This is a genomic window from Pseudomonas sp. Eth.TT006, from assembly GCF_054456575.1.
On sequence record NZ_JBTJEN010000008.1, the window covers coordinates 27368 to 45108 of the forward strand.

The 17741-nt window shown below is 48.5% G+C and carries 9 protein-coding genes; 7 read left to right on the plus strand and 2 right to left on the minus strand.

All coding sequences use genetic code 11. The annotated features are described in order from the left end of the window. Positions 1-75: 75 nt before the first annotated feature. From ACXR0M_RS14325 to ACXR0M_RS14355, 7 genes are all read left to right on the plus strand, one after another. Entirely contained in the window at positions 76-4776 is a 4701-nt protein-coding gene (locus tag ACXR0M_RS14325) for an RHS repeat-associated core domain-containing protein (RefSeq protein WP_458832475.1), read from the plus strand. Then, complete coding sequence (locus ACXR0M_RS14330; protein ID WP_236192091.1) at positions 4773-5249, plus strand: hypothetical protein; 477 nt, start codon at positions 4773-4775, stop codon at positions 5247-5249. Before ACXR0M_RS14325 ends, ACXR0M_RS14330 begins: the two co-directional genes overlap by 4 nt. Positions 5250-5508: 259 nt before the next feature. Further along, complete coding sequence (locus ACXR0M_RS14335; RefSeq protein WP_458832708.1) at positions 5509-6081, plus strand: tyrosine-type recombinase/integrase; 573 nt, start codon at positions 5509-5511, stop codon at positions 6079-6081. A gap of 126 nt (positions 6082-6207) precedes the next feature. Beyond that, on the plus strand, positions 6208-6831 hold the full coding sequence (locus ACXR0M_RS14340; RefSeq protein ID WP_458832476.1) for a glutathione S-transferase family protein: 624 nt from the start codon (positions 6208-6210) through the stop codon (positions 6829-6831). A gap of 573 nt (positions 6832-7404) precedes the next feature. Further along, the gene (locus tag ACXR0M_RS14345; protein WP_458832477.1) at positions 7405-10197 is read left to right on the plus strand and encodes a sensor histidine kinase; all 2793 of its coding nucleotides are present in this window, start codon (positions 7405-7407) and stop codon (positions 10195-10197) included. Positions 10198-10217: 20 nt separating this feature from the next. Then, complete coding sequence (locus ACXR0M_RS14350) at positions 10218-11309, plus strand: hypothetical protein (RefSeq protein ID WP_458832478.1); 1092 nt, start codon at positions 10218-10220, stop codon at positions 11307-11309. 401 nt (positions 11310-11710) lie between these two features. Further along, positions 11711-12823, plus strand: coding sequence for a hypothetical protein (locus ACXR0M_RS14355; protein WP_458832479.1), 1113 nt, complete (start codon positions 11711-11713; stop codon positions 12821-12823). 425 nt (positions 12824-13248) lie between these two features. On the opposite strand, the gene ACXR0M_RS14360 is transcribed toward ACXR0M_RS14355, so the two are convergent. Continuing rightward, a complete protein-coding gene (locus tag ACXR0M_RS14360) occupies positions 13249-15630 on the minus strand; it encodes a 3'-5' exonuclease (RefSeq protein ID WP_458832480.1) in 2382 nt (793 codons plus the stop codon). 57 nt (positions 15631-15687) lie between these two features. After that, the gene (locus ACXR0M_RS14365; protein WP_458832481.1) at positions 15688-17622 is read right to left on the minus strand and encodes an ATP-binding protein; all 1935 of its coding nucleotides are present in this window, start codon (positions 17620-17622) and stop codon (positions 15688-15690) included. Positions 17623-17741 lie beyond the last annotated feature (119 nt).

Below are 17741 nucleotides of genomic sequence, written 5' to 3' on the forward strand. Positions count from 1 at the left end.
CAGACGTAGGCCTCTTGGCGATGAGCCTCATGACATCTTTGAATTCCCGAGCCTACTGGCTGGTAAGACGCTTCCATGACGACCAATATCGCTGTTGCAACCAAACGTGAACCACAAGTCGCCGTTGTTCCGCTGAATCTGATCATGGTGGAAGATGTGGGTCGAAGTGCGGCTCAATTCGATGCTTGGTTACGAGAGATCAGTGGCGATCTGGTGACATTGGAGCGCATCAAGACGGTCGCCGGTGCGCTGCCTGTTGTCGGCAATATCATGGCGCTGGTCGATGCACTGAACGATGTGGTGACACTCTCGAACAGCCCACGACAAGATCCTCTCAACTGGGTCAGTCTCGGGATCAACCTGATCGGTGTCTTGCCGATGCCGCCGAACATGGCAGCCGCGCGCATGAGCTTGCGTCCGACATTGTTCCTTGTTCGCCAGGAGGTCGCCAAGGTCGGCAAGCTGGTGTTGGGCGATGCGTTGATCAACGTCGTGGTCGGTCATCTGAACGCTGACATTGTTGGTGTGATCGATGATTTCGTTAAGCAGGCACAAGCCAAACTCAAGGAGCTGCTCAATGATGCAGGAGAGCTTGGCGAAAAGATCCTCAATGAAATTGCTGTTGGGTTAGAGCGCGTCGTAAACGGACAGCTCGATGCCAAAGGCAATTTAAAAGAAGCCGGGGAGATGGCAAGCGCTGCCAGCGATCAATTGCTACATGATCCTTTGAGCGCTATCAGCAATATCTTCGGCGCCGCGGCAAACGTTTACAAAGCAGCGGGCAAAGGAGTTGCCAACAGTGCGGCCGAGCATCTGTTGCCTGAACAAGCAAAGAAAAAAGTTCTGATTCATACGAAATCACTGCGCGCCATGGGACCCGAGCTGCGCACGCAGTTGAACAAGTTGAGTGACCCGGCCGTTCAAAGCTCGATTGGCGCGCTGTTGGTCGTACTGGCCAGCGCGGTTGCAGCGTGGCGTATGCGCAACGCACACGGCCAGGGCGGTAACGTCAAACCGGGAATGACTAGCCAATCCCGACGCGTTGCCAGCGATGGCAAGGTTGAAGTAAGCCGGGCTGAGTCGAAGCCGAAGACGCGCCCCAATGATGAGAAAAATGAAGTATGTCCTGCGACCTGCAAGCGCATCAGCTTTGCCATGGGTACAGAGACGTTTGATCACTCGGATTTCAGCTTGCCCGGCGCTTTCCCCATTGATTGGACCCGCACGTATTGCTCGGACTTGAGCGCCTATGATTCGGGCATCTTGGGCGCGCGCTGGATCACTCCGTTCACGACTCGCATCGACGAGCAGGACGATGGTCTGGTGTTCCACAATGCAGACGGCCGAAGCCATAGCTATCCGTTACCTAAGATCGGTCAGTTTCATTACGACGCGATTGAAAACATCACTTTGCTGCATGTCAGCGAGGGACAGTTGCTGCTATGCCGGGGTTTCGATCGCAAGGAGACCTACATCCGTCATGGGCTTTGCTACCTGCTAGTAGGTGTTGTATTGCGTAGTGGCGCCGGAATCATGCTGCACCATGAGCATCGACACGGTGATGCTCCCGTACTGTCCGACCTGATTACCTATCAGGAAAATGACATCACCAAGGTGCATCGTCACCTCGGCACGCTGATCGATGCGCATGGACAATTGACCGGCCTCTGGGAGATCCGTGACGGGGCGCCACAGCGTCAGCTGTGCGCTTATGAGTATGACGTGCACGGCGATCTGACTCTTGCCCAGGATGAGAACGGTGCAGCTTGGTCTTATCAGTATGAGCATCATCTGATCACGCGCTACACGGACCGGACCGGGCGCGGGATGAACTTGCAGTGGCAGGGCACGGGCTCTGATGCCAAGGCCGTGCGCGAGTGGGCCGATGACGGCAGTTTCGACACCCGTCTGGAATGGGATGAGAACATTCGTCTGACGTACGTAACGGATGCTCACGGTAACGAGACATGGCATTACTACGACAGCCTGGGCTACACGTATCGCATTCGTCACGCCGATGGCTTGTCGGAATGGTTGTTCCGCGATGACGCCAAAAACGTCGTCCGGCATGTGCATCCCGATGGGGCCACTGACCGCTATAGCTACGATGAGCGCGGCAATCGGCTTGAGCATATTCGCGCCGACAATAGCGTGGTGCACTTCGCCTATGACGACCACGACCAACTCATCAAAATCATGGACGCGGAAGGCGGGCTATGGCTGCGCGCCTATGATGACGCCGGCAACCTGGTTGAAACGGTCGATCCGCTCGGTAACAAGACTGAATACGCATATGACAAAAAAGGTCTGCCGATTGCCATCAAGGATGCCAACGGTAACGAGAAGACCCTCGAATACAATGACGCGGGTCAATTACTCAAATATGTGGATTGCTCGGGCAAGATCAGTACATGGGAGTATGACGATCGCGGCTTGATGATCTGCGCAACGGATGCAGCAGGGCAGAGCACCGAATACGAATACAAGGCTGGGCAGGTAGCGCTTATCCGGCATCCGGACAAAACAGAGGAGCGTTTTGAGCGCGATGCTGAGGGCAGACTTCTGGCCCATGTCGACGGATTGGATCGCTGCACGACCTGGAGCTACACGGTAGCTGGTTTCGTCGAAGAACGCGTGGACGCTGCCGAACAGACTCTGCGGTATCGGTGGGATCGTTTGGGACGTTTGCAGGCTCTGGAGAACCAGAATCAACGCTCGGCGCAATTTCTCTACGACCCAGTAGGACGCTTGTTGACCGAAACAGGCTTTGACGGACGTCTGACTCGCTACCAGTACGACATCGCTTCTGGACGCCTATCAAAGGTCGCCACCGGTGACCGTGTTGTGACGGTAGCGTATGACGAGATGAGGCGTGTAACCGAGCGTCTAGCTTCGCTTGGCGACCAGTCTCAAGCGGAGCGTTACGCCTATGACGGCAGGGGCAACATGATCCTCGCCAGTAACGCAGACAGCCAAGTGCAATGGTTCCATGACATGGCCGGCAATATGGTGCGTGAGCATCAGCACTACCTCGGTTTGGACAAGCCACTGGTTGCTGTTTGGCAGCACGAGTACGACGCGCTCAACCAACGTGTGGCCACGATCCGTCCTGATGGGCATCGGGTCAGTTGGTTGACCTACGGCAGCGGTCATCTCTTGGCATTGCGCCTGAACGAGCATGAGTTGCTTGGCTATGAGCGCGACGACCTGCATCGCGAAGTGGCTCGGCATCAAGGTAATCGTCTTGTGCAGACGCAGAAGTGGGACCCGGCCGGGCGCCTGCAAGAGCAACTGTTGGGGCGTAGTGATGACAAGTCGGTTTTGCTTAAGCGTGAGTACGCCTACGACGCCGCAGGGCAACTGAACGAAATCAACGATACGCGCCGTGGCCAGTTGTCCTATTGCTATGATCCGGTGAGCCGGTTGTTGAGCGCAGTGAGTCGTTTGGGTGTTGAAACCTTCGACTTTGACCCGGCGGGTAACCTGCTTGATGAGAAAGCGGCAGAGAGTCGGCGGCCTTTGGAGTTGACTCCCCCACGCAGCAAGTTAGTCGATAACCTGCTGCGCGAGTATGCAGGGACTCACTACGAATACGATGAGCGTGGTAACCAGATAAAGCGTTGGTGCGATGGTGCTTACAGCCAGATGCGTTGGGATCTGTTTGATCGGCTGGTGCATTTTGAGGACTCAAGGCTTTCGGTGGAGTTTGCCTACGACGCCCTTGGTCGACGTTTATCCAAGAATTCGAAGGTCCAATACAAGCAGCGGCCGGCGGCAGGCTCACTGTGGAATAGCGCTGAGCACGCTCGATTGCAGCGAGAGCACGGCTGTGGCTTTACGTTGTACGGTTGGGATGGCGATAACTTGGCTTGGGAAAGTCGTGCTCCTCAGCAGGATGGGGAGGCGGGCCGCACTATTCATTACGTGTTTGAGCCCGGAACATTCATTCCTGTCGCTCAGGCGATGTCGAATCATTCCATTAATCTGATGGGATTGCCTGACTACGATGAGGATTACAGCTTAGAGGATGATCCGCTTTGGAATCGTTCCGCAGTATCGCCCCCAATCGATGTATTGAATTGGTACCAATGCGACCATTTGGGCACTCCTTTGGAGATGACCGATCAGAATGGTGACGTCGTATGGAGCGCTCAGTACAAGGCCTGGGGTGAGATTCGGGAGGAGCAGTCGCATTGGGCGAAGCAGCAGGGCATTGCAAATCCTATCCGATTCCAAGGGCAGTACCATGATCATGAGACGGGGCTGCATTACAACAGGCATCGCTACTACGACCCGTCAGTGGGACGTTTCATAAGTCAAGATCCTATTGGTTACGAAGGGGGACTCAACCTTTACCAGTATGTTCCGAATCCTACTGGGTGGACTGACCCACGCGGGCTGGCTCGTCAAAAAGGAATTACGCCGAACAACAAAGGCACACGCACTACAATCGAGTCGGGTAATCTGCAAGCACCGGAGGTTGGATACAGCACGAAAGCAGGTGGGGAAGGTATTCAGCATCCTGTGGTTCAAGAGCTCTATGAATCGATACCAGACGATCAACGTTCTCCTTTTATTCATGGGCACTGCGGAGAAGCGGATGCGCTGAGTAAGATTGCCAAGGCTAACGATGTCAAATCTGTCGAAGCTTTGAGAGATATTACGAACGGTTCAACATCTACGACCGTAAGGAATGATGGTAAACAGTTGAAGTTTTGCCGATCTTGCGCGCAAGTTATGGGTAAGCTCGGCGTATGTGATGGAGTTAAAGAATGAGTGATGAAAAAGAAATTGAAGAAGTCGAAAATCTTGAGGCGCGTCTCCTTGCCGCCGGCGTATCCATTAATCAATTAGTGCGGTGCTACGCGGATTTTTTGCTTCATTTGATTGAAGGCGACGCTTTAAGTAGTATTTCTTCTGCAAAACTCGATCTTATGTCTAACTACCTGAGTAAGGCCGTAACTCCTGGAGTAGTTGAGTCTAGTCAGGAGCAAAGGAAGGGGTTCTTTGTCGATCTTTGGCCAATTGAAAGGCAATATAGAGAATCGGATCCAGCATTCGCGAATTTCGTACGATGTGTAATCTGTTGCTTCGGAAATGAGGAAGACTGGGAGCAGGATGATACAGGAGAGGCCACACCTTTATGGTATTTTCTTTTCTATATCAAGAAGGTTTGTCCCGAAATAAAAAACGAATTTTTACAGTATTTTGAAGGTGTTTTTAGTGAGCGTGGATTATCTGAAAGGTAGTGTATAGCTGTCGGCAATTATTTGCGCGACAGTGGTGAAGGGGGAAAAAAATACAAAAGCCTGTTCAGTGGTCTAAAGCAACTTCGATTTGACGAGTTGTAAAGGGCAGCTAACGGCTGGAAGCAGTAGTTCCCGGATGTCCGCTTCTGGCCGGTTAGCGCCCCGTCCTCTGGTCAGCCATCCTTGTCCTTCGACACGTGGAGGACTCGTCATGAACATCTTCGCTACCTGCAGCCACCAGCCTTGGAACAAATGAAAACTGGTCGGGCAGAAAGCTCCACTCAGACTGAGAGATATCTGGGCCATCCGGGTAAGGCTTCAAATTGCAGAACGAACCCGTGATCTTGCGCTCTTCGATCTGGCCATCGACAGCAAACTTCGGGCCTGCGACTTAACCAAGCTTCGTGTGCGCGACGTCGCCCATGGCGAGCACGTATCACCACGCGCCATGGTGATGCAGCAGAAAACGCTGCGGCCAGTGCACTTCGAGATCACCGAACAAACACGGTTTGCTATTGCGGCCTGGATACACCAGGCCCAACTCCGGAGCGAGGACTGCCTTTTTCCGAGTCAGCTGCATACCTCAGACCATCTATCAACACGTCAATACGCACGTATCGTCAAAGGCTGGGTGGAAGCAGTTGGCCTTGATCCAGCAATGTATGGCACTCACACAATGAGGCGTACGAAGGCATCGCTGATATATCGAAGGACGAAAAATCTGCGAGCGGTTCAACTGCTGCTTGGCCATACGAAGCTGGAAAGCACCGTTCGATATCTGGGAATTGAAGTCGACGACGCCATAGAGATGGCGGAACAGACCGAGGTTTGAAAATGCATAGCGACGGTCGAGCCTTGACCGTCGCTAACCGGCCAGAAGCAGACTCTGGACAACCCGCTCCACAAGTAAATAGAGTCAGTAGTTAAGACCAAGTACCCCGAACGATAAGGACATGGAATGTTGCACATATTGGGTAAGGCATCGTCGATCAATGTACGAAAGGTGCTCTGGGCATGCGCCGAGATTGAAATTCCCTTTGAGCGGGTGGATTGGGGTTCTGGCTTCAGATCGACGCACACACCTGAATTCCTGGCGCTGAATCCCAATGCCATGGTGCCGGTCATCGAGGACGACGATTTCATTCTTTGGGAGTCAAACTCGATCATTCGCTACTTGGCGTCGCGCTACAACGGCGTTCACCTTTACCCGACTGAAGCGAGAGCCAAAGCGCGGGTGGATCAATGGATCGATTGGCAAGCGTCAGATCTCAACAAGTCGTGGAGTTATGCCTTCATGTCGCTGGTCAGGCATTCGCCTGAGCATCAGGACAGCCGTGCATTGGCGGCCGCGTGCAACAACTGGTCGAGGTACATGGAGATCCTCAATCGACAGCTCGATTCAACCGGGGCCTACGTCAGCGGAGATGAGTTTTCTCTCGCAGATATACCGATCGGCCTGTCAGTTAATCGGTGGTTTGAAACACCGCTTGCTCATCCGGACTTTCCTGCCGTGAGCGACTATTACGAACGCTTGAGTCGTCGACCAGGCTACCGCCTTTACGGAAGAAACGGGACGCCATAACACGGTCTCAGAGGAGTTTTGTGTCCGCTTCAAAGATGGATAGCGCCCTGTCGCTACCGCCAGCTTTCGGCCAGAAGCGGGCGTTCGAAGGCGACCGCTACCGGCCAATAGCAGCCATTCGTGAAGGTCGACCAGCCGGTATATCCTGTTGAAGATATAGAATGACGGCGAACGGATTTTGCGGTTCATGGTAGCTGGTTTGATACGGGAGCTTGCAACGGTCAGTGAATCATTGACTCAAAGCCCTAGAACCACGGGCGGCAACGCGCCCTGATATTCCGAGCATCCTAAATCGTGCGCTTATGCTACGGCGAGTGGAAGCCAACCCAAGCCGAGAAAATTTTTACTTCGTCCTCGGGGCTAGTTGGATAGAGAAAATTACGCATACCACAACATAGGCGATCATTCCAGCATGATTATATTGTTATAGTCGTTTCAGGTTAGACTACTAAATCTCATTTTTTAAGATTAATCTGGCCTTTCATCGTTTTTGATTTTTAAGGTTGAATAATTCGAATCGTTGGACACTCCCTATAAAGATGTTTACATCTGATAGAAAACAGAGGGTTGGAGATGGAAGGTGCGGATGGAATGCAGAATGTTGGGTTTTGGGGAAATGTCGCGCTCATAGCAAGGTGTGCTCGCCGATATGCGGATCTCTTTACGGGGGACTCAGCTGAGCCTGCAGCCGCACGTATAGCTGTGGCAGAGTCCGTTCAACTAGCGGAGGCAAGAGCAGCAATCGGTGGTGAGGCGGACCTTGACGAGTCCTTGCAGCTAGACGGAAAATTTTTTGACACCTATGACATAACGTCTGTACATAGGGCACTCTTGGAGTATTTTTCAGCTGCTCAAAATACTTACGATGACTTGGCTGCTGATACCGATGTCGAGCCAAGCGTAAGGAGAGCCCTAACAGCGTTCGAGCTAGCGATAGTAGCCCTACAATCTGCATTCCCTCTCGACGCAGGCTCAATTGGGTCTTTAGATGTAAATGCGGCATTGGATTTGGCGCTTAATCGTGAACCCCACTTGAATTTCAATATCGGTGAAGACATCGCTCGGTTAAAGGATATTTTTCAGCGGCCCGATACAGGAGATAAAACTGGCGTTTCACCTGATGATTTTGGTCCTCTATGGGCACAAGGTTGGCCTCAAGAATGGCCATCACCTCGCTTAACTTTTCGTCCAAGAGCGAGAATTATACGCACAATCGGTGACCGTCTTATAAGCGGCCCAGAAGCAGCTGTAATTGAACTTGTAAAGAATAGTTATGATGCTGACGCAAGGACTGTGCGCATAACGTTTCTTCCATCACTTGATGCCAAAGCCGGACGAATTGTTTTTGAAGATGATGGTCATGGCATGACACTTCTTGATATACAAGAAAAGTGGATGGAACCTGCCACAAGCGATAAAAAACAAAGAAAGGTAAGTCCCGGTGGTCGTGCGCTGCTCGGATCAAAAGGTATTGGTCGCTTCGCGGTAGCACGATTAGGTGAAACGTTAGAGCTGGTGTCCTCTGCCAAGCTGGCTACTTCAGGCACCTCCGAAGTTTACGAACGAACACGAATAGAAAAACTTGATTGGAATATTTTTGAGCAAACAAGATATTTAGATGATATCTCTTTCTCAATTGAGACCTCCATTTCAAGTGGGCCTGCTGGCACAAAGCTAAATATATCAAGTCTCCGAGATGTTTGGTCAGAGTCTGGAGTTAAAAGACTATATCGTGAGCTTCGTCGTCTTGTCAGTCCTATTGGAGATAATGCAGATAGACCTTTCAAGATCATATTAGATCTATCCAATTGTAACCCACAAAACTGCGGCTTTGATGGAGTTTCTTTGTTTGGGTCGCCGGATCAAAATGTAGATAGTTCTAAGCATTATGATCCATATGAAATAACACCTTTCCCCATGCTTAGCGCTTGCGATTATGAAGTAGAGGGGATTTTCGATGAAAGTGGTGTGTTCGAAGGCTCTATGACAATTCGTCGTGCAGGTATGGAGCCTGTTCCTATCAATTTGATGGTCCCGATTAAGGATGGAGAAGATCCATGCGGAGTATTTACCGTCCAGCTGAATATCTTCGATAGAGAGGCCGCCTCAATTCGTAGCACAGCAAAAAAAGCAGGTTTCGGCGATTTGGGAGTGCGCGACGCAAGAAAGCTCTTGGACAGTATTGCTGGCATAGCCATTTATCGAGAAGGATTTCGCGTCCGCCCTTATGGTGATTCAGAAAACGACTGGTTAACGCTTGATGCGAAGCGTGTTCAAAACCCCTCAATGAAAATTGGCCATAATCAAGTAGCTGGCGTACTTGTCATTGATGATGAAAGTGCTTCCCAGCTCTTGGAGCGCAGCAGTCGCGAAGGTTTTGAGGAGAACGGAAGTTTTCGTCGTCTACAATCATTAATATTAACCCTGCTTGCAGAAGTTGTTGAACCGCGGCGTCGAAATTTCAGAATTAATGCGGGGTTAGATGTTAGAAAGCAAAGTGGATTTCACGAGGTTATGGATCAAGCTGAGCTTTCATGGGCTCAGCCTATACTTGCAAAACTTCCAGAGGGTGAGCGAGAAGAAGCGCAAAAATTACTCAATCGCGAGTCAGAAAGACTTATTTCGCATCTTAAAGAGCTCGATGCGCGTCAAGCCCAACTTGAAGCGCAAGTAACGCTGGGGCTCATTATTGGTGAAGTTATGCATCAAGGAAATACTCCACTCGCGTTCATTGAAACAGAAGTTGCTCGTCTCCAACGATGGTGGCCAACTTTGCTTCATAACTCCCGCGAAGCTGAAGAGGACCGCGCGGAAATCCCAAAAATATTGCATGGGATGTCGGGAAGTTCTAAATCGCTTCGGGAGCTGTTCACAGCATTAAGCCCGCTGGCGGGAGCGAGTCGAGGTGATCCTAGGGATTACACCGTACATGATGTTTTGAATGAGACTCTGTTCTTGTTCAGAACAAAATCCCTAGAACTTGGGGTGAAGCTGATTATCAATGCTGAAGTTGAAGATGTAGTGGTGACTGGTTACCCGGAAGATATTACAACAGCACTGACCAACTTGATTGATAATGCGATGCATTGGTTGCATCATTACAAAATCAAGGATCCAGCGATCCATCTAACTCTGGAGCATGGGCATTCAGGAAAAGTCACAATTACTGTCCATGACAACGGGCTCGGCGTGGCAGAAGAACACAGGGACCAGCTTTTTGATGTCGGCTTCACCAAAAAGCTTAACGGTACTGGGTTGGGATTAAGTATTGCGAGAGAGGCCATTTACCGAAGTGCTGGTGAGCTATTGCTCCTGGACTCAGATATCGGTGCAAAATTCAAAATAACATTGCCAACAAAGAACTAAGCGAAAACGGAAGGATTGAAATGGATATTTGCGAAATTCTAATTATTGAAGATGATGAATTAACTATTGAAAGCTGGCGTCGAGATATTCGAGAATCCAATCGAAATCCCGAGAGTGCTTTGAAGTTCAATGCTACTTTCGCTACTGACAAGCAGCGGGCATTAGAATTGCTTTCTCGCACATATTTTGACTGTGCCGTGGTCGATCTGAGATTGCCCGATGGAGACGCTTCACTAGGTACTGAAAAACCATTGGGAAACTACGTTCTTAATAAGCTTCTTGAGGATATAGGGATTCCTACAGTCGTATACAGCGCCTATGAGGGAGAGGCAAGTGATGAAATTAAAAGCTCAAATATAAAAATACACACAAAGAAAGGAGGAGAGACACAAATAATATTGAACTCTTTTCTTGCTCAAGGCGGATTGATTTCTGCAATGAGAGCGACTCGTAGTAGAATATCTAAAGCTACCGCTTTATTATTCAACCAATCGATTTGGCAGCGTTGGGAGAAGAGGTGGGCTCTAGAAACAGATAAAGAAATGATAGCCGAGGTGATCGCTCGCCAGACCGCTTCGCATATATACGATACTCTTTCACAGGCATCCTCGCATCATCATCCAGATGAATTTTATGTCGTGCCAGCTTTGTATGCTAATCGAATTGACACCGGAGATCTCCTTCATCTCGATGATAAGGTGTATGTTGTCCTCACTCCCCGCTGCAATATGGCTAACAAATTACCCAGCCACTTAACACTTGCAGTTTGCACAGAAATGCCAGAATGGGCTCAATGGAAAGAGCAATTTATTAGTGGCAATGCTAAGGTTAAAGAAAAAACCGGCAAAGATCTTAGGAATCACGCCACACAAGGGCACGGAATTGCCACACACTTTCTTCCACCTCTAGATGGAAAAGGGCCTTGGCTTGTTGATTTTCAGGAAATTCGAACTATTCAATCCAGTGAGATCCCTGAGATGTTTCCTAAGCGCTTCGCATCAGTCGCGCCTCACTTCACCCCTAACTTAGTTCAGCGCTACTCATCTTATCTCGGACGCATTGGTCAGCCTGATATAAATACCGAAATACTTAGGGCGCTGTGCACTCGCTAATAAAAAAGAGCAATTGGTAACAATGTCGGCCTCGTCTCCCTAAAGGGAGCGAGGTGGACTATAAAAAATCATTCTCCGATCATTCTAGGTCCATAGTTCAGGCTGACTGCTTTTGGCCAGAAGCTGCCGCTCAAGACCTGCCGCTTTCGGCCGGAAGCGGATGGTGTCTTTCGCCCCATAGCAGTCCTTCGCGTCGGGCGGTAGTCGGACAGAAACAGTCGCCTACTGCCAATATAGTCAGTCCCAGACATCTCTTGTCAGTGATCAATATCGTGATCTGCTCCCCCCCCCCCCGATTATTCAAGTCTTTGAGTTGGAGTGGATTATTTTTTCTGAAGGTTGCTAATTTTTTTGGGCCTGGCCAAAATCGGCTTTAATGTGCAGTACAAGGTCGACAATAAATGAGCTTGCTGACCCCTTTTGGGGCTCTCCGAGATATTCCCCTAGACAACATCGAGCAGCTAAAGGAAATACTTGTACGGTCTGACAAGAGCAGAATGCTTGAAGGATTGGTCATTGAAGCTGTATTCAATGAGTACCTCGGCAAGTTGGTTGCTCAAGGAATTGATGTTTTACCGGTTTCTCTCGTAAGGACCCTGACGGTAAAGGAAAAGCCACGAAAGAAATTCGTAAACTCCTGGTGGGTGTGGGACCACTCCGACACCGGTCAAGCAGCAGAGTACCTATGCCAACTGCTGACCCCTTCGTCCGGTCAGGGTGAGTTCTTGTTTGATTGCTACTACGACGAGATGGGCCGTGATTTCTTCATTAAGAAATGGGGAGAGCAGACCAACATCCCGATTCAGTCTTTCATGCTGAAAAAGCGAGGGCATTCGGCTCCTCGGTTCAGGATTCCGTCAACGTCGGTGATTGACGAGAATCGATCTCAACAAGCGTTCTGGGCCGGTATTTCCAGCCACTATAGCGATGATCTCTTTAAGCAAGTCGTCCTTCATCGGCTGTTTAAAAACTGTGCGATACAACCTTTTTTCAATGGTGTCTGGGACATTGACAGCTTGGCGCGATGGCCAGACAACTCTCTCATGCAGTTAGAGGTGAAACACAAGTACCCGCGTATTGAGAAACCTTCCGGGAAACTCTTTTTTGGTATTAACAATGGTCAGTTGCAAGTAATGCAGGATTTAGCACGTCAAGGAATCAAGACGTTGCACATGATAATGGTGAAGCCCATCTGGGACAAAAATGTTGGAACGGGCTATCTCTTAAATAGAATTGGCGATCGGAAGAAAGTATTGCTGTTGGCAAAGTTATTGGATGCAGGGACGTTGCGCCAGATTCGCTCTAGGCAGTCATCACAGACGGGTGCAGAGCAGTCCTTCACCGGCGAGGATGAACAGAAGGCCCGCTACGTTGGCGCGTCTGAGTTTCAACTCCTTGGAACGCTTGATGATCCAGTTGACACTGTGGCAAGAAACATCGCCCTTGCCGCCACTGGCGCCCTCAACCAGCCAGTCACTGATCAGCTTTTGATTGATAACCGAATTCACCGGTAAAAACTACTAGAGAAAGATCACCACGCTGGAGAGGGAATTCTGGGATGACTGCTGATGGCAGCGAGTGACTGCTTCTGGCCGAAAACGGCCTCTCATGAGCGGCTGCGTTCGGCCAAAAGCAGCCGGTCAAAGCGTCTAAGAAACCAGGGGCGATTCAGTCGTACGGTCAGATTTTAAGGGGCCTCCCTACACTGGCTATCAGACTCGCGGGTTTTCTCTAGCTGAAAAAACTTCAGAGATATCCGTCTTAATAAGCACTTGATCTCTGACAAGCTACATCAAGCTAGAGAGCAGCCTATTAGCTCAGAAACAGACTCACTAAAAAGCCACACATCCGCATGATACGAATGTGTGGCTCACGCATCGCCAAGCGCATTTTCTTGCTAGCCTGATGATCGACTGCGACGCGTTACGACATTAACAAATCACACATAAATATTAGCCTCTAGCTCACCACTGGCCCAAAGATAATCATTACAATGATCCTGTATATCCACTAAAAACCGACTAGGCTGGTTATCTTTCTCGGTATTATAAGATATGTAAATATTGTCACGCCCACGTGTTATAGCCACATAGAGTCGTGACGCCTCCCTAGCTATTCCATTCTCCATAGCAAATTTATTGGGCATTGCACCTTCAACAACACCAATAATGAAAACATGCTTAAACTCGTGCCCTTTCGCCGACTCGATCGTACTAATCGCAACACTATTATTAGTATCCACACCACCAGACTGCTTCAACTCACTACAAATAATACCTTGCCCGCTCAATTTCGAATTTATTTCTTCTCGAGCTGCCTGAGTAAGCCCGATAATGCATATTTCTGGATATGAACTATCTTCTTCAACTCCTTGATGAGCCTCAATAAGCGACTGAACCACTCCAGCAACAAATTCAACTTCCCCCCCGAAGCTCTTGCACTTCACAAGAAATGGCTTCTCACCACACCTTGACGCCAAATCGGGTCTAGTAGGAGTTGAAATATTATCCTCATCAACATCAGCAAATTCATACTTCTCTATCAAACTGTAGGCAGCTAACATTATCTCCCTAGTATTTCTATAGTTTTTCTTAAGAACGTAGCTTCGATTTGAAACATTGACACCACAGGACTTTAAAACAAACCCTTTGTTGTAAATAGTTTGAGCACCATCGCCAACCAAGAATAGACCATCCTCAATATCCGATAATTTTTCGCCGCCCCAAGAATGGGACGCAATCATCGAAACCTCCAACTGAGATAGATCTTGAACCTCATCTACCAGCACGCACCTGTATGGCATGTAGCTTGGAAATCGGCGAAACAGATCCGCTGGACTTAGAGTATCCCAACCCACCTTATCCAACGAGATAAAGTCTTTCGCAAGTAGCGATGCTGCCGTGGATGTCACCCCTTCATAGTCAAGACTTTTAACACCCATTAGCTTTTCAATTCTTTCATTTGCCGCGTCCAGGAAAACTCTGCGCCCTTCACTGCTTAAAGCTATTTTCCTTCCATGCCGCTTGAAATTTTTGGCATCTACATATTTATCGAACTCACTAGGACGCAGTCTGCTCCGTATATAGTAGACTTCGTCCTCGATAAACTTACGAAGATCTGCACTATCTAACCCCGTAAGCTTTGTTTGAGAAAACGCTTCATGGCGCCTCACAAACTCCAGCATGTCATTCGACAGCTTTTTTCTCTTTTCCTCACTGAGTAAAACATAGCTCTGTTCTCCCGCAGGATGGAGGCGGTTAATCACATTATGAGCAAGCCCGTTAATTGTAAGGACAGAGATCAGCGCTGATTCAACACCACAAAGCTCCTTAACAAGAGAATCGAGAAGCTTACGCATACTCTCAGTCAAAGTTAATAGGAGGATGGGTAACTTATATTTTCTTGCTAGATAGCGAGCTCGATGAAGCATTACACATGTTTTACCACTACCAGAAACTCCGCGTAGACGAGCAGGGCCTCTGAAATTCTTTTTAGCGATTTCATTTTGTGCTGGATGAAGAAAAAGCAACCAATCAGCCCAAGACGAGTCTTCCGGAAAGGTGTCGACATCCTCCCATGTTACGAAAACTTCACTATTTCTAGGATCCTGCATATCCAAGACTAAATCCGCGCCACTGCTAATACTGGCCTCACCTATCGCGAGCTTAATTCTAAAAGCCAACTCGCTTAACTCACCCTTATGAGCATGACTAAAAAAATCATCAAACATTATCGCGACGTCAGTGCTGCCGTTCTCTTCTATGTAATCCAAAACACCACTAGGATCACACTCCCAAGATTCTGCAGTAACAGCCATTACGTACTTTCTTAAATCGTCCCCGATGCTGAGTTGAGTCCATTCTTCGCCACTCAAACTACGAAGTAGCGGCAGATCTCTTAAAGCCTCGGGCGAATCAAGATCAAGTTCAACGACCTTAGTTTTAACAGGATCTTTCTCAGAGACTTGAACGAACTCCAGAGTTTTATCTTTATCACTCTTTACCCATACGTAATCTTTGTGTTGCTCAAGCCAATGTTCAGTGTCGTCATGTGTACCTGCGTACAAAAACGCCCGAACCTTAGCGTGACCATCTACTAATTGCACTACCAACCTATAACCGTCGCCCAAGTTGAATTTCTCGGCATTTGAGATCCGACTTTCACCATGATTAGTTCTCTGCAGGCTTTCTATCTTCCCTTCCGAAGCCGCTTCAGATAATGCTGCTCTAGCTTTAGTTATAGCGTCCCGGCCTTTTTTTCCATGTGTCTTAAGGTCTCTGAAGCATTTATTTAGAATTTTTGTTTGAATGACTTTATACAAGTTAAGCTCCCCAAAAGAAAAATCGAAACAGCAGCAAAGGTAATATCTGTACACATCTTATTCACCCGCGAGCATATCCCCCTGTTTCACAGGGATCGGATTCAAAAACACCGAAAGCACCGCCTGCTGCTCAACTAAAAACGGAGCTTCTTTGACTTTTGAAAACAAGTTCAGTAACCGTTTCTCTGCTCGAAGCAAAATAGTTTCATAAAGCAAAGGAGTGATTTTCACCTCGTCACCATGACTTATTGATTCATCCTCACCCTGCTCAATGATGCTTCCCAATACAAATCCGTCAACTCGCGTGTGTTGGCGAATGTGACCTTTTGCTTTTAATTCTTTAACATATTTCCAAATTTGACTCTTTTCACGCGCACCCAGTGGCAGGTCCGTGGTTTTTAGATCAACAATAACAACATGAGCAATGCCATCTTCGTTATATTCATTATCGTAAGATGACCTAGCAAAAAAACTTACACTACAGTCTGGCAACGCTACGAAGTCAGGCCTGTTAAGACTTCCTTTGCCGTTAATATCCCCAAACAATTTCCGTATAACAGAAGTCATGCCTTTATTTGAAGTAAACTCAATCGATTCAAACTGAGCCCCAAACATCCACAGCCCACGCTCAAACAATGGCTGCAGTTCGTGGACCTCATCAATACCAGAAATTTGAATCTTCGTTCTCAACTCAGCAATAAGCTTCAATCGATTTTGTATTTCATCAAGAACTAACTTGGCCATACCAACGGTCCATTGCGAAAGTATATCGTGCAAGGCGTCGTAGTCGTGGGGCTCACACTTATGCAGAAGGTCGAGCAGGCCGTAACGTGACTTAGCCTTTTCTAACTTAGCCAGAATTGTAGAAATCTGAACAATTTCAGCCTCACCAAAGTTCGGGCAGTTATTCACAACTTCATTTATAAAGCTTTCTACGCGTTCTTTACTACTCAAAGACAGTGTATTGACATCATTACCGACACGCTCAATCACCGCAGCTCGCTTAATTTCCCGTTCACTTTCCCCACTATCAAGTATAATTTTTCTAATGCGGTCCTGCACTGCCAGACGCGTTTGTTCCCAAGCATTATTCTTTTCTTTGAAGCCGCTCCAATCGGCAGCTACAGCATCATGCTCATTCAGAAAATCCGCCTGTACAATAAACGTAAAACGCTTTGCTTCTGACGTTCGGCCATCAAGCACTCTTTCGTAATCGCTACGACTCCACTTGCACTCACCTACAGCGCGATTTTGTACCCACCATGCGATACCATGCTGCTTAGTTGTACGATCCGCCTTCTTTGTGTCGATATGGAGAATCGAGACCTTCCCCAAATTTGGGACGTCTAGAACCTCGCAAGATAGTAACTCTGGGATATCACTAAATGTTATAGGGCGATTATTAATAGAAACTTTAAACGCGGGATTGGCCAAGAACCTACTTCCAATTAGCTCGCGAGCTTGCTCCTCAGAAAGCCGGACTGTAGGAATACTTCCATTCCCAATGATTTCTGTTCCATGACCTATAACTCCTGATGCTGTGAAAGATACCTCCTCCAGAACTAGCGGCTCAGTCACCGTCCGATAGACTCTACAAACGAATTCCTGCCCATCTTTTCGCGAGGATATTAAATAATCATCAGCAAAGCAGAAACTCGCAAAACGCCCTTTGCCATTCTTTCCAAAAACAGTCCGCGGCCCTCCTGCAAATTCGCTTGGCGGAGCAGTTATAGCACCCTGTACAGAAAGTCTGTTATACGCGATAGTTCGCCATATATGCTGAAACTCAATTCTAGTCATTCCATGACCGTTATCTCTGATTATAAATTGGCGATTACTCTCTGCATCGGCCCAAGTAATATCTACTTCAGTGGCGTATGCATCCCAACAGTTTGCAACGAGTTCTACAATGGCAGTAGCCGGATCTGAGACAATGGCTCCAGCATAGCTTTCCAGAAATCGAGCATCATATAAAAGAGATCGTTGCTCCATGCCCTTTATCCTTTTTGAATTCTAAATTTTCCTAGGTCCGGCTTCCCGTATTTTTGTTCGCATACACCGGGCTGACGCCACGAAAAAGGCTTATGGCCTGTGCAGCCTAAGGGTAGACG

Bases quoted from the DNA above. Each gene is read 5' to 3' on its own strand.
- ACXR0M_RS14330 (WP_236192091.1), top strand. From the start codon at position 4,773: ATGAGTGATGAAAAAGAAATTGAAGAAGTCGAAAATCTTGAGGCGCGT.
- ACXR0M_RS14340 (WP_458832476.1), top strand. From the start codon at position 6,208: ATGTTGCACATATTGGGTAAGGCATCGTCGATCAATGTACGAAAGGTG.
- ACXR0M_RS14350 (WP_458832478.1), top strand. From the start codon at position 10,218: ATGGATATTTGCGAAATTCTAATTATTGAAGATGATGAATTAACTATT.
- ACXR0M_RS14365 (WP_458832481.1), bottom strand. From the start codon at position 17,622: ATGGAGCAACGATCTCTTTTATATGATGCTCGATTTCTGGAAAGCTAT.
- ACXR0M_RS14325 (WP_458832475.1), top strand. From the start codon at position 76: ATGACGACCAATATCGCTGTTGCAACCAAACGTGAACCACAAGTCGCC.
- ACXR0M_RS14345 (WP_458832477.1), top strand. From the start codon at position 7,405: ATGGAAGGTGCGGATGGAATGCAGAATGTTGGGTTTTGGGGAAATGTC.
- ACXR0M_RS14355 (WP_458832479.1), top strand. From the start codon at position 11,711: ATGAGCTTGCTGACCCCTTTTGGGGCTCTCCGAGATATTCCCCTAGAC.